12 protein-coding genes are annotated in these 13,975 nt (G+C 63.6%); 4 read left to right on the plus strand and 8 right to left on the minus strand.

Translation table 11 applies throughout. The features are described from left to right. The first annotated feature begins 62 nt into the window (after window positions 1-62). On the plus strand, window positions 63-1,196 hold the full coding sequence (locus AB4097_RS06955; RefSeq protein WP_442037887.1) for an efflux RND transporter periplasmic adaptor subunit: 1,134 nt from the start codon (window positions 63-65) through the stop codon (window positions 1,194-1,196). Between the two features lie 9 nt (window positions 1,197-1,205). Next, window positions 1,206-4,289, plus strand: coding sequence for an efflux RND transporter permease subunit (locus tag AB4097_RS06960; protein WP_442037888.1), 3,084 nt, complete (start codon window positions 1,206-1,208; stop codon window positions 4,287-4,289). A gap of 109 nt (window positions 4,290-4,398) precedes the next feature. Here the strand turns inward: AB4097_RS06960 and AB4097_RS06965 are convergent, their stop codons facing one another. The 7 genes from AB4097_RS06965 to AB4097_RS06995 all read right to left on the minus strand — a co-directional run bounded on the left by AB4097_RS06965 (window position 4,399) and on the right by AB4097_RS06995 (window position 11,490). Continuing rightward, a complete protein-coding gene (locus tag AB4097_RS06965; protein WP_114943105.1) occupies window positions 4,399-4,851 on the minus strand; it encodes a Fur family transcriptional regulator in 453 nt (150 codons plus the stop codon). 202 nt (window positions 4,852-5,053) lie between these two features. Further along, window positions 5,054-5,464, minus strand: a complete 411-nt coding sequence (locus tag AB4097_RS06970; RefSeq protein ID WP_442037889.1) for a Fur family transcriptional regulator — start codon at window positions 5,462-5,464, stop codon at window positions 5,054-5,056. Between the two features lie 114 nt (window positions 5,465-5,578). After that, window positions 5,579-6,754 (minus strand): Gfo/Idh/MocA family protein, encoded by a 1,176-nt coding sequence (locus tag AB4097_RS06975; protein WP_442037890.1) that lies wholly within the window; start codon window positions 6,752-6,754, stop codon window positions 5,579-5,581. A gap of 17 nt (window positions 6,755-6,771) precedes the next feature. Further along, a complete protein-coding gene (locus tag AB4097_RS06980) occupies window positions 6,772-7,833 on the minus strand; it encodes a sugar phosphate isomerase/epimerase family protein (RefSeq protein ID WP_442037891.1) in 1,062 nt (353 codons plus the stop codon). 124 nt (window positions 7,834-7,957) lie between these two features. Beyond that, on the minus strand, window positions 7,958-8,908 hold the full coding sequence (locus AB4097_RS06985; protein ID WP_442037892.1) for a substrate-binding domain-containing protein: 951 nt from the start codon (window positions 8,906-8,908) through the stop codon (window positions 7,958-7,960). A 66-nt stretch (window positions 8,909-8,974) separates the two neighbouring features. Beyond that, window positions 8,975-9,973: an ABC transporter permease gene (locus tag AB4097_RS06990; protein ID WP_442037893.1), complete on the minus strand. Its 999-nt coding sequence runs from the start codon at window positions 9,971-9,973 to the stop codon at window positions 8,975-8,977. Beyond that, window positions 9,970-11,490: a sugar ABC transporter ATP-binding protein gene (locus AB4097_RS06995; RefSeq protein ID WP_442037894.1), complete on the minus strand. Its 1,521-nt coding sequence runs from the start codon at window positions 11,488-11,490 to the stop codon at window positions 9,970-9,972. Before AB4097_RS06995 ends, AB4097_RS06990 begins: the two co-directional genes overlap by 4 nt. Window positions 11,491-11,742: 252 nt before the next feature. On the opposite strand from AB4097_RS06995, the gene AB4097_RS07000 reads away from it, so the two are divergent. Next, window positions 11,743-12,801, plus strand: coding sequence for a LacI family DNA-binding transcriptional regulator (locus AB4097_RS07000; RefSeq protein ID WP_442037895.1), 1,059 nt, complete (start codon window positions 11,743-11,745; stop codon window positions 12,799-12,801). Between the two features lie 39 nt (window positions 12,802-12,840). Here the strand turns inward: AB4097_RS07000 and AB4097_RS07005 are convergent, their stop codons facing one another. After that, window positions 12,841-13,158, minus strand: coding sequence for a hypothetical protein (locus AB4097_RS07005; protein WP_442037945.1), 318 nt, complete (start codon window positions 13,156-13,158; stop codon window positions 12,841-12,843). 403 nt (window positions 13,159-13,561) lie between these two features. Between AB4097_RS07005 and AB4097_RS07010 the strand changes: the two genes are divergently transcribed. Then, window positions 13,562-13,975, plus strand: coding sequence for a VOC family protein (locus tag AB4097_RS07010; protein WP_442037896.1), 414 nt, complete (start codon window positions 13,562-13,564; stop codon window positions 13,973-13,975).

Here is a 13,975-nt window from a genome sequence, read left to right on the forward strand (position 1 = left end):
CCGCACCCACCATAGTCGTACAAGGGCTCTCAGGAATGAGCCCTAACTCTCGGAAAAAGCCTATGAAACGGCGCATTGTAGTTGCTTTCGTCTTTATTCTTGCAATCGGACTTTGCGCCGGACTGATCTGGTTCAACTTCTTCCGCGACAAGATGATCACCCAGTTCTTCGCCACCATGCAGCAGCCGCCGCAGGTGATCTCGGCTGCCAAGGTCGAGGCCAAGACCTGGACGCCGAGCATCAGCGCCATCGGTACGGCCAAGGCCGCCAACGGTGTCGAGCTGGCTTTCGAGACGGCGGGCATCGTCAGCGAGATCAAGTTCAAGGCGAACCAGAACGTTCGCCAGGGCGAGGTCCTCGTCCAGCTCGACGATTCGGTCGAGCGCGCGGACATCCAGGACGTCCAGGCGAACGTCAAGACCGCCGAGAGCAGCTTCGAGCGCGCCAAGACGCTCTCGACCCGCGGCTACGGTACGGAAGCCAATCTCGACCAGGCCAGCGCCCTGCTGGCCGCGGCACGCTCCCGCCTCGCACGCCTGCAGGCGACCATCGAGCAGAAGGCCCTGAAGGCGCCCTTCTCGGGCGTCATCGGTATTCCGCGGGTCGATGTCGGGCAGTACCTGCAGCCCGGAACGGTCATTGCGAGCTTCCAGGACCTGTCTTCCATGAAGGTCGATTTCACGGTGCCGGAGCAGCGCGCCAGCGAGGTCAAGCTCGGCCAGGAGATCCATCTCGGCACCACCGAGGGCAATCTCCCGTTTAAGGGCCGTATCATCGGCAAGGACCCGCGCGTCGACCCCAAGACCCGGCTCGTCTCTGTTCAGGCTCTCGTCGAGGACAACAAGGATGGCACCATCCTTCCCGGCCAGTTCCTCCATGTGGAGGTGATCCTGCCGGAGCAGCCCAATGTCATGACCGTGCCGCAGACGGCCGTGATCGCCAGCCTCTACGGCGATTACGTCTACACGATCGACGAGGAGCAGAAGGACGGCAAGGCGGTCCTGGTCGCCAAGCAGGTCTTCGTGAAGACCGGTCGCCGCCGCGGCGGCGCTCTCGAGATCGTCTCGGGCGTCAATCCGGGTCAGCAGGTGGTCGCCTCCGGGCAGAACAAGCTGCAGTCCGGTGCGACGGTCAAGATCGACAACTCCATTGATGTGACGAAGTTCGACGCGTCCAAGCTGGCGAGCGGGCAATAGGCATAAGCCATGAGTTTCACTGAACTTTTCATCCGCCGCCCCGTCCTGTCGATGGTGGTGAGCCTCCTGATCCTGCTGCTCGGCGCGCAGGGTCTGATGAGCCTTCAGGTGCGTCAGTATCCTGAGGTCGAGGAAACCACGATCACGATCACGACGACCTATACGGGCGCCAGTGCCGACCTGATCCAGGGCTTCATCAGCACGCCCATCGCCAAGTCCGTGTCCAGCGCGGAAGGCGTGGATTACGTGACGACGCAGAGCCGCCTCGGCATCAGCACGGTGTCGGTGCGCATGCGTCTGAACACCGATCCGAACGCGGCGCTCACCGAAGTCACCGCGAAGGTGCAGCAGGTGCGCGCGCAGCTTCCCTCCGAGGCCGAGGATCCGGTGATCATGAAGGGCACGGGCCAGAGCTTCGCGCTCATGTACCTCACCTTCGGCAGCACGGAGATGAATCCGGAGCAGGTCTCCGAATTCCTCACCCGCGTGGTGCAGCCGCGCTTCGCGACGCTCGACGGCGTGGGCAATGCCGAAATTCTCGGCGGACGCGACTTCTCCATGCGCGTCTGGCTCGATCCCGTGCGCCTGGCGGCTCGCGGCGTCACGGCGGGCGATGTCGTTCAGGCGATCAATGCCAACAACTTCCTCGCGGCGCCCGGCAAGACGCAGAGCGAGTACGTGGCCTACCGGCTCGACATGCAGACCACCCTGCAGACGCCCGAGACCTTCGGCATGCTGCCGATCCGCTCGGCGGGCGATCAGGTCGTGCGCCTGCGCGACGTGGCGGATGTGGAGCTCGGACCCAAGAGCACGGACACCATCGTCAGCTTCAACGGCAGCCAGGGCACCTTCATCGGCATCACGCCAACCCCGTCGGCCAATCCGCTGACCGTGGCGGCCGAAGTCACGAAGGCCATCGACGAGATCCGACCGACCCTGCCGAAGGGCATGAGCGTGGAGATCGTCTACGACGCGTCGAACTTCATCTCGGCCTCCATCGAGGAAGTGTTCAAGACCATCGGTGAAGCGGCCCTCATCGTCGTGGTGGTGATCCTGCTCTTCCTGGGTTCCTTCCGCTCGGTGCTGATCCCGATCGTGACGATTCCGCTCTCGCTCATCGGCGTGTGCTTCTTCCTTTATGCGCTGGGCTATTCGATCAACCTCCTGACCCTGCTGGCCATGGTGCTCGCCATCGGTCTCGTGGTCGACGACGCCATCGTGGTGCTGGAGAACATCCACCGCCATATCGAGGAGGGACTCAAGCCCGTCGATGCCGCCATCGTGGGCATGAAGGAGATCTTCCTTCCCATCGTGTCCATGACGGTCACGCTCGCTGCGGTGTATGCGCCCATCGGGTTCACGCAAGGATTGACCGGCTCGCTCTTCCGCGAGTTCGCCTTCACGCTTGCAGGCGCGGTGATCATCTCGGGAATCATCGCGGTGACGCTCTCGCCCATGATGTCCTCGAAGCTGCTGAAGGCGCATGGCGGCCAGGGGCGGTTTGCCGCCTTCGTCGACCGCACCTTCACGCGGCTCGAGAACTGGTATGGGCGACGCCTGAAAGGCTCGCTGGATTACCGCGGCGTGACCCTGGTCATCGTCGCCGTCCTGCTCGGCACCACGGCGTTCCTGTTCACCAAGACCTCTTCCGAACTCGCGCCGGAAGAGGATCAGGGCGCCTATCTCGGCATCGTCAACGTGCCGAAATACGCCACGGCCGAATACACCCAGGCCTTCTCCAAGCAGTTCACGAAGGCGGGCGAGAAGATCCCCGAGATCGAGGACAGCTTCCTCATCGTCGGTATCGACGGCGGCGGTGGCGGCTTCTTCGGCTTCAAGCTGAAGGAGTGGAGCGAGCGCGAAAAGAAGGGCCCCGTGACCAAGCAGGAGATCCAGAACCTCCTGAATGAGAACGCGGGCGTGCAGGCCTTCGCCTTCGCACCGCCGTCTCTCCCCGGTGGCGGCGACGGCCTGCCGGTCCAGTACGTGCTGCGGACCATCGGCGACTCGTCCCAGGCCTATGAGGTGGCCGAGCAGATTCGCCAGCGTGCGATGAAGTCCGGCAAGTTCATCGTGGTTCAGAACTCCATCTCCTACGAGACCCCGCGCGCCCGCATCACGGTGGACCGCGACCGGGCCGCCGCTCTCGGCGTGCCGGTCTCGGAAATCGGCAATACGCTCGGCGCCCTGGTGGGCGGCGCGCCGATCTCGAAGTTCGACCGCGACAGCCGGAGCTACGACGTGGTCAGCCAGGTCCGGCAGCAGGACCGCCTGAATCCTGAACGCCTGGCCGAGTATTATGTCCGGGCTTCCGACGGGTCCATGGTTCCGCTTTCCGCGCTCGTCAGCATCAAGACGGATGCTGCCCCGGCGGTCATCGAGCAGTTCAACCAGCTCAACTCGGCGACCGTCTCGGCGCTGCCCCTGCCCGGCGTGACCACGTCGGAAGGCTTGGCAACCCTGCGCTCCATCGGGAAGGAGGTCATGCCTCAGGGCTTCTATGAGGATTACGCCGGCCAGTCGCGCCTGGAGATCCAGGAGGGAAGCTCGATCTTCCTCGCCTTCGGTCTCGCGGTCATCGTGATCTATCTGGTGCTCGCGGCGCAATTCGAGAGCTTCCGCGACCCGTTCATCATCATGATGTCGGTGCCGCTCTCCATGTTCGGCGCCATGATCTTCCTGAATCTCGGACTAGCGACGCTGAACATCTACACGCAGGTCGGGCTGATCACCCTCGTGGGTCTGATCACCAAGCACGGCATTCTGATGGTGGAGTTCGCCAACGACCTGAAGGAAAAGCACGGCGTCAACAAGCGTGAAGCCATCGAGGAGGCCGCCCGCGTGCGTCTTCGCCCGATCCTCATGACCACGGCCGCCATGGTGCTCGGCGTCGCGCCGCTGCTCTATGCCAACGGCGCGGGCGCGGCGGCTCGTTTCTCCATGGGCCTCGTGATCGCCTCGGGCATGTCGATCGGCACGATCTTCACGCTCTTCGTGGTGCCGATGTTCTACACCTTCATCTCGAAGGAGACGGTGCGGGCCGACCGCGCCGAAGACACGCATCCCCATCGCCAGGCCTTGGCGGCCGAGTAAGGCATCCGATCCGTCAAGAAAAAGAAAAGGCCGGGCAATGCCCGGCCTTTTAAGTTTGAAGCTCGGAAAGACAGGGTCCCGAAATCGTTCCTGCCTTTTTTCTCAGCAATCAGTGGGCGATCTCGCCCTCGACTTCCATGAAGGGGGAGACGGACTTGAAACCGGCCTGCTCGGCGGCCTTCTTCACGGCTTCCGCGACCTCGGTCGAGTGAACCTCGATGGTCTCGCCCGTCTTGGAGTCGACGAACATGATCTTCATCGCGTTCACGTCCGGCTGGCCGTGAGAGATCACATAGGAGTTCTGGGTCGCCAGGCGATGGACGAGACCGGCATCGCGCAGGAAGTCGAGCGCACGGTAGATCGTGACCGGGGCCAGGCGCTTCTTCTCGCTGCTGAGACGGTCGACAAGATCGTAAGCTCCGACCGGGCCGCCGCTCTGGACCAGCTCGCGATAGACGCGCTCGCGAATCGGCGTGAGCCTGAGATTGTTCTGACGGCACAGATCGTCTGCACGACGGAGGAGGTTGTCCTCTTCTTCTTTCCTGAGGGCCTTGGTGCTCATGAGCCACACTCCTGTTATTACGGAACCTACATATTCATATAGGGAAAATTCGCGCCTGACAATGTGCTATCGTTACTGGAGGAGCTTGCAGCTGTGCATATTCCCCAAAGGAACTGGGCGTTTGAACAAAAGTACAGCCTGCTATAGGGAACGTTACTCGTAATAAAGTAACTTTATAGGCCGAAGTTCCTGAGGAAAAGTTTTACTTTGCGCAAGTCTCGCACAGGCCCCGGATCTCGACCGTCACTTTCTTAGTGCAGAACGCATGGTCGTCGCCCCAATGGGACAGGCGCTCGCTGATATGCGGATCGGTGAATTCCTTGACGAGACCGCAGCTCTCGCAGATCGCGAAGGCCGCCATCTCGTGCTCGTGATGCGGGTGCTTGCAGGCCACGTAGGCATTGAGGCTCTCGAGCCGGTGGGCGAGCCCCTTCTCGATCAGCTTGTCGAGGGACCGGTAGACGGTCGGCGGCGTGACGGCGCCCTTGGCCCGCATCTTGTCGAGAACCTCATAGGCCGAAAGCGGGTTCTGGGCGGAGCACAGAATCCGATGCACCCGCTTCTGGGTGTCGTTCAGGTCCTCGAGGCCATGGTGGTGATGCGTGGAAGCCATCTTGAAATCGTCTGATCCGCTTAGGGGCGATGACCCTATACGTCATGATTGCGGAGACGATTTCAAGGGAAGAGGCAAGGAGGCCGGCAGGGCCGGCCTCCTGCTCCCGGCAGTCTAGAGAGCGACCCAGGCGGCCTTGCGCTGCGAGGAGCGCACCGCCGCCTCGATGAAGCGCACGCCGCGCACGCCGTGCTCCACGGTCGGCACCTGGAGCGCGAAGGGATTGGGCTTGCGGTTCTCCATCCGGGCGACGATCTGCTCGGCCACGTCCGTGTAGAGCTGAGCGAAGCCTTCGAGATAGCCCTCCGGGTGCCCGCCCGGAATGCGCGAGGCCGCGCGGGAGACGTCGTCGGCGCCATAGCCGTTGCGGCGGATCGTGCGCGGCGGCTCGCCCAGGGGCGAGAAGGTGAGATAGTTGGGGTTCTCCTGATGCCATTCGAGCCCGGCCTTCTCGCCATAGATGCGGATCTTCAGGCCGTTCTCGAGGCCTGCCGCCACCTGGCTGCACCAGAGCATGCCTTTGGCTCCCGACGCGAAGCGCAGCATCATGTGCGCGTTGTCGTCGAGCCTGCGGCCCTCCACGAAGGTGTGCAGGTCCGCCGCCAGGGACGTGACTTCGTCGCCCGCGATGAACTCGGCGAGGTTGAAGGCGTGCGTGCCGATATCGCCGACGGCGCCGGCGGGACCGGAACGCGCAGGATCCGTGCGCCATTCCGCCTGCTTGCTGCCGGTCTCCTCCATGCGCGTGGCGAGCCAGTCCTGGGCGTATTCCACCTGCACCACGCGGATCGCCCCGAGTTCGCCGGCCTGCACCATGGCGCGGGCCTGCCGCACGAGGGGATAGCCCGTGTAATTGTGCGTGACCGCGAAGACGAGGCCGGATTCGCGTGCGAGTTTCGCGAGCTGGTCCGCCTCCCGCCGCGTGGTCGTGAGCGGCTTGTCGCAGATCACGTGGATGCCGGCCTTGAGGAAGGCGCGCGCTGCGGCCGCATGGGCGTGGTTCGGCGTCACGATGGCGACCGCATCGATGCCGTCCTTCAGCCGCCGCTCGCGGCGGGCCATCTCGTTGAAATCACCATAGATGCGATCCGGCTTCAGGAGCAGGTCCTCGCCAGAGGCTTTGGCCCGTTCCGGATCGGACGAAAGCGCGCCCGCCACCAGCTCCCAGCGATCGTCGAGACGGGCGGCGATGCGGTGCACGGCGCCGATGAACGCGCCGCGCCCGCCGCCGACCATGCCGAGGCGCAAGCGGCGGTTCAGCTTCTGATCCGGTGATCCTGCAATCGTCATATGTGCCCCCTTGTCGCTTAGCCGACGTCAATGCCGAGCATCCGGCGGTTCGCCGCCTCGTCCGTTCCGCCGGCGGCGAAATCGTCGAAGGCTTTTTCGGTCACGCGGATGATATGCGCCTTGATGAACTCCGCGCCTTCGCGCGCGCCGTCTTCCGGATGCTTCAGGGCGCATTCCCATTCCAGCACGGCCCAGGAATCGTAATCGTACTGCGCGAGCTTCGAGAAGATGGCGTTGAAATCCACCTGCCCGTCGCCGAGCGAGCGGAAGCGGCCGGCGCGGTTGATCCAGCTCTCGTAGCCGCCATAGACGCCGATGCGTCCGGACGGATTGAACTCCGCGTCCTTGGCGTGAAAGGCCTTGATGCGCTCATGGTAGAGATCGATGAAGGCGACGTAATCGAGCTGCTGCAGCAGGAAGTGGCTCGGGTCGTAATTGATGCAGGCGCGACGATGCTCGCCGACCGCGTCGACGAAGCGCTCGAAGGTGGCGCCGTCGTGGATGTCCTCGCCGGGATGAATCTCGTAGCAGACGTCGCAGCCCGCGTCCTCATAGGCATCGAGAATGGGTTTCCAGCGGCGTCCCAATTCCTCGAAGGCCGTCTCGACGAGGCCCGTCGGACGCTGCGGCCAGGGATACATGAAGGGCCAGGCGAGCGCACCCGAGAAGGTGACGCTGGCATTCAGGCCCAGGCGCTTCGAGGCCTTCGCCGCCATGAGCATCTGGTTCACCGCCCATTCCTGCCGGGCCTTCGGATTGCCGCGCACCTCAGGGGCCGCGAACCCGTCGAAGGCTTCGTCATAGGCGGGATGCACCGCAACAAGCTGGCCCTGCAGGTGGGTGGAGAGTTCCGTAATTTCCATGCCGTGCGAGCGCACGATTCCGGCGATCTCGTCGCAATAGGCGTCCGACTCCGCCGCCTTCTTGAGGTCGAACAGGCGCGGATCGAAGGTCGGAATCTGAACACCCTTGTAGCCGAGGGAAGCGGCCCAGCGGCAGATCGCGTCGAGCGAGTTGAACGGAGCCTCGTCGCCTGCGAATTGCGCAAGGAAAAGGCCAGGGCCCTTCATGGTCTTCATGGGTGAACTCCCGAGGTGGCGTGAGCGAAGGCAGGAATCGGCAAGGGGAAGCCGCACGACGGTCGAGCAGCTTGCCGTTGCCTCGCCTCTCCCTGGTGGAAGAGGCGAGAGCCACGTCATTCGATTAGAACGGCGAGTTCGGGAAGTAGTGGTCCTTGGCGTTGTCCTTCGTGATCAGCTGGGCGTTGAGCACGTAGGTGCCGCGCATGGGAGCGTTGCTGTAGAAATGCGCTGCGGTGACGCCCATGGCGGTGGAGATCATCGACGGCGGATAGGAGACGTCGGCGGGGATCATCTTGTCGCCGTCCATCACCTTCTTGATCATGTCCTTCATGCCGGCGCCGCCGAGAACGAACTTGATGTCCTCGCGCTTGGCCTGACGGATCGCTTCCATGATGCCGAGCGCCATGTCGTCGTCCGACGCCCAGACGGCGTCGATCTTCGGATGCTTGGACAGGAAGTCCTGCATCACCTTGAAGGCGTCGTCCCGGTTCCAGTTGGCATATTGCTTGTCGATCACCTTCACGCCCGAGCCTTCGAGCGCCTTCTCGAAGTTCGACACGCGCTCCTCGTCGATCACCGTCGGAATGCCGCGGAAGACCACGACGTTGCCCTGCTTCAGGTTGTCGACGAAGTACTTGCCGGCGACGCGTCCGAATTCCGGATTGTTGCCGGCCACGTAGATGTCCTGGATCGACGAATCCTTGAGGCCGCGATCGACCACGGTGACGAAGGTGCCGCGTTTCTTGATCTCGCGGACGGGGTTCGTCAGCTCGTCGGAGTTGAAGGGCAGAACCACCAGCGCGTCGACCTTCTGCGAGGTCAGGTCGTCGAGGGCGTTCGCCTGAGACGCGCCGTCCGGCGAGGTTTTCACGATGACCTTGAGGCCCGGATAACCCTTCTCGAGCAGCTTGGCGGTTTCCTGCGCATGATAGACGACGCCGCCGGTCCAGCCATGGGTCGCGGCCGGGATCGAGACGCCGATCGTCACGTTCTTCTGCTGGGCCATCGCGCCGGTGGCGACGCCGGCCATGAGGCCTGTCGCCATGGCGATCTTCAGTACCGTTGCTTTCATCGTATTCCTCCCAGAAGCGTTGATTTTAAGCCCTTTGTCCCTTGTCCGGTGGGCTCAAGCCCGGTTTCATCGCCCGCGGTGGACTGACCGCTGCACGAGCATGGCGATAATGATGATGGCGCCCTGAACCGCGCCCACGAGAAACTCGGAGACGAAGTTCGACAGCACCATGATATTGGCGACGAGTTCGAGGATCACGGCGCCGACCACCGTGCCCCACACGCGGCCGACGCCGCCCTTGAGCGCAGTGCCGCCGATGACCACGGCCGTGATGGCCTGCAACTCCCACAAGAGGCCCGTCGTCGGCGTCGCGGAGCCGAGGCGCGGCACGTAGACCAGCACCGCGATGCCGACGCAGATCCCCTGAATGACGTAGGTGAGCGTGCGCACGCGCCAGATCGGCACGCCGGAATAGCGGGCCACATCCTCGTTGGAGCCGAGCGCCACCACATGGCGGCCGAAGGAGGTGCGATAGAGGATCAACGCCCCGATGGCGGCCACAATGAGGAACGCGATGATCGGAATCGGAATGCCGAGGATGCTATCGAAATAGACAGGGCGGTAGAGTTCGCGCAGATCGTAATTGCGCATGGTGATGGTGCCGCCCGCCGCTAGCCAGATCACCAGGGAGCGATAGATGCCCATGGTGCCGAGCGTCACGATGAAGGGCTCGATGCGCCCGAAGGTGACGATGAGGCCGTTCGCCAAGCCGCAGGCCGCGCTCAGGGCGATGGCAGCCAGCATGCCGAGCGCGAGCGTTCCCACGTCTCCGCCGCCGAGATTGTTCAGGGTCAGGATCATGATGCCCGCCGTGAGCGCCGCCATGGAGCCGACGGAGAGATCAAGCCCCCCGCCGGCGATCACGAAGGTCGCACCGACCGCGATGATGGCGATGAAGGCCGAGCGCGTCACCACGTTGAGCAGGTTCGACGCGGTGAGGAAATCCGGATTGATCAGCGCGCCCGCGATGATGAGCGCGATCAGCGCGATGAAGGGCGAAAGGGCCCGCATGTCGAGATTGAGCCGGCGCTTTTCGGCGGTGGAGCGAAGCACGGTTTCGGTCATGCGTGGCCTGCGGCGATTTCCGCCGCCCTTTCTTCATGGACGCCGGTGGCGAGATAAACGATGGAATCCTCGGACAGGTCCGCCTGGGCGACCTCGCCCGCGACGCGCCCATTGCGCATCACGACGACCCTGTGGCACAGGCCGATCAGCTCCTGCATTTCGGACGAGATGACGACGACGGCGCGGCCTTCGGCAGCCAGCGCGGCGATGAAGCGGTAGATCTGCTCCTTGGTGCCGATATCGACGCCGCGGGTCGGCTCGTCGATGACGACGATGCGCGGCTCCACCAGCATCATCTTGGCGAGCAGCAGCTTCTGCTGATTGCCGCCGGAGAGCTGTCCGGCGAGAAGGTCACGGCGGCGGGTGCGGATGTCGAAATCCTTGATCGCCTTGTCGAGCGCCTGCTCCTCGTCGCCCCCATTCAGGAACGATCCACGGCTGAATTTCTCCAGGGCCGCCAGGGTCAGGTTCACGCGAAGGTTCTGCTGCAGCAGCAGGCCTTTGCCCTTTCGGTCCTCGGAAAGATAGACGATGCCGGCGGCCATCGCGTCGCGGGCGTCGCGGAAATGAACCTGCCTGCCGTCGAGGGTGATCGTGCCATGGCCCGGACGAAGGCCGACCAGGGCCTCGAACAGCTCGGTGCGGCCTGCTCCGATCAGGCCGCCGAAGCCGAGGATCTCGCCACGGTGCAGGGTGAAGGAGGCGTTCTCCACATAGCCGGGCACGGCCATTTCGCGGACGGTGAGAAGGGGCTGGTCGGAGGCGGTCGCCGGTTTCTCCGGATAGAGCTTGGACATGTCGCGGCCGACCATGAGGCGCGCCATTTCGAGCGGCTCCAGGCCTTCGATATCGCGGGTCGCCACGTGGCGACCGTCGCGCAGCACCGTGACCCGGTCCGCAACCGCCTTCACCTCGTTCAGACGGTGAGAAATATAGAGCACCGCCACGCCCTGGGAGCGCAGCTTGCGGATGATCTCGAACAGGCTCTCGGCCTCGATGGGCGTGAGCACCGCGGTCGGCTCATCGAAGGCGACCACCTTGTGCGGCACGAGCAGCGCGCGGGCGATCTGCACCAACTGCCGGTCGGCGATGGACAAACGGCCGACCTCACGGTCGGGATCAATCCGGGTGCCGAGTTCATGCAGGATGGACCGCGTCTGCTCGCGCATGGCCTTGTCGTCGACGAAGCCGAAGCGCTTGATCTCCCGGCCGAGGAAGAGGTTCTGCGCTACCGTCAGGTCGGGCGCGAGCAGAATCTCCTGGTGCACGAGAACGATGCCATGGCTCTCCGCATCCACGGGCCCGGAGAAGGTGATCGGCTGGCCGTTCAGGTGCAGGCTGCCCTTCGTGGCCGCGATATGGCCCGAGAGGATCCGCATCAGGGTCGATTTGCCGGCCCCGTTCTCGCCGATAACCGCATGGACCTCGCCGGGCTTCAGATCCAGCGAAATGCCACTCAGGACCTCGACGGGTCCGAAGGATTTCGAGATGTTCTCGGCGCGAAGAACGGATTCCATAAACAGCTCCAGATGAGCGGCATCACTCGCTCCCGCATGGGAAGACGATCATCGAAGGATATGCGACGTGGATCAGCTGGACAGGGCGTGGACCGGCATTCGTTTCCTCCTGGATTATCGGCTTCGTCCTCTGTCGGGACAATTGACGATCTAGGGTTATCGCAGGGGACGGCAACGGCCCCATGTAATCGATTACATGAAACTTTACCGAAACCCCGGGTTCTGTCAAACAGAACCAAGGTAGGGGGAGCCATGGACGACATCGGGCACAAGGACAGGCCGGAGCATGAGGGCATTTCGGTCCGCGCCGCGCGGATCCAGGATGTCGCCAAGCTCGCCGATGTCTCGACCGCAACGGTCAGCCGGGCTCTTGCAACCCCGGAGCGGGTCTCGCCCGAGGCTCGAGCGCGGGTTCTGGAGGCCATCGCCAAGACCGGCTATGTGCCCAATCCCGCCGCGCGCACCTTGCGCTCCCAGAAGACCTATATGGTCCTGGTCGTTCTGCCTGATTTGGCGAACACCTTCTTCTCCAAGATCCTGCGCGGCATCGAGGAAACCCTCTTTGAGGCGGGTTACGGCATGATCATCAGCGATCTCGATGGCTCGCCTGAGAAGGAGGCGCATTTCGCCGCCTTCACGGCGGCGGGCCGTGTGGATGGCGCCATCCTTCTGAACGGCCATCTGTTCGGACAGACCCGCGCAGGGGAGGGGAATCCGGCCCGCATCACGATCCCGCTCGTGGCGCTCTGCGAAAGCATTCCCGGTGCCGACATTCCGCAGATCGAAATCGACAACCGCGCTGCGGCTTGCCGGATGACCCGGCATCTGGCTTCCCTGGGCCACCGCAAGATTGCCTATGTGAGCGGCCCGGCAAGCAATGTCCTCGAACGAGAGCGCTTCCTGGGCTTCCAGGACGGATTGGCGGCCTCCGATCTCCCGTTCGATCGGGCCCTCGTCATTCCGGGGGACTACACCATCGAGACAGGCGTGAAAGCAGGGCAGGACATCGTGGCGCGCGCCAACCGCCCCACGGCCGTGTTCTGCACCAGCGACGAGATGGCCATCGGGTTGATGCGCACCCTCTTCTCCGCCGGCCTCAGCGTCCCAAGGGATATTTCGGTGGCGGGGTTCGACGATATCGAGTTCGCCGCCGTGGCCGAGCCGGCGCTGACCACGATCCGGCAGCCGCGGCGGGAACTCGGGCAGACCGCGGCATCGGCCCTGATCGACCTTCTGCAGGGGCGGCCGTCGCCCAAGCGGATTCGGTTGGAGACGGAGCTGGTGATCCGGGACAGCGTGGCGCCGCTTTAGCGCGAAGAACGATGCGCTTTCTAGAAAGAGAGCAGCCGATCAGAAGATCGAGACGGCGCCCACGAACAGGACGAGCACGAGGCCGATGAAGCCGACGAAGGCATAGAGCGCCTTGCGGGAATCCTGATGGGCGTAGCTGTCCTTCTCGGCGCCCTCCTTCCAGCGCGCGGACGATTCCTGATGACGGGCCCGATCGACCTGCGCCGGGGTCGGAGGAGTGCCGGCCGCCTCGTCGTCGGTGCCGAGCGGAGAGAGGCCGGGATCGAAGGCCCGGATCTTGTCGCCCGTGCGGCCGCTGTCGATGTCGCCCTTCAGCTGCGCGGTCGTCGAGCCCTTGGTCAGGGGCGGCGCATCCATGGGCTCGACGGTCCGTGTCGGAGGAATGTCGGCGTGATGATTGTCTGAACGGGTGGACATCTTACTCTCCCGGGCTCCGATGCAGGAGAAACCTTCGGGATTCCGGGATGTTCCGGTTCTGAAGCGCTTCAAACCCCAGGCTTCAGGCAAGAAAAAAGGCCGTTGTTGCCAACGGCCCGAAGTTTAGGGAGGAAACGCCCAAGAAGGGCAGCAACGCGGCGACGCCAATCGCCGTGTTGCACTGCAAGAAGTAAGGGGTCGGAAAGCCTGTTTCAAGACCAAAAGGTCAGCATCGTTGCCCAATTTTTCGCCGCTCTGAAATCTGCGGTTTCCAAGGATAACTGGACATGGACAAGGCGTCCGTGAACAAAATGCAGGCAACGAGCTTTGTACGAGGCCAGATATGCCCACGCTGAATGCCGTCCTCGAGACCGCGCTCTATGTCGACGACCTGTCCCGCGCTCGAGCCTTCTATGAGGAGGACCTTGGCCTGAGAATGCTGTTCGGCAACCAGCGCATGTGCGCCTTGGATGTGGGCGGGAAGAGCGTGCTGCTGCTCTTCCTGCGTGGTGCGTCGCGGGAGGACATGTCGACGCCCGGCGGGACGATCCCCGGCCATGACGGGCAGGGACCGCTGCATATCGGCTTCGCCGTTTCAGCCGATGAGCTGGCCGCGTGGGAAAAACGACTCCAGGAGCGAGATATCCCCATCGAGAGCAGGACGACATGGTCCCGAGGTGGGACCAGCGTCTATTTCCGGGATCCCGACGGCCACCTTCTGGAACTGGCGACGCCGGGTCTTTGGGAAATCTACTAA

Origin of the sequence: Microvirga sp. 2MCAF35, assembly GCF_052115545.1 — a bacterium.
In the GTDB taxonomy this organism is placed as follows: Bacteria; Pseudomonadota; Alphaproteobacteria; order Rhizobiales; family Beijerinckiaceae; genus Microvirga.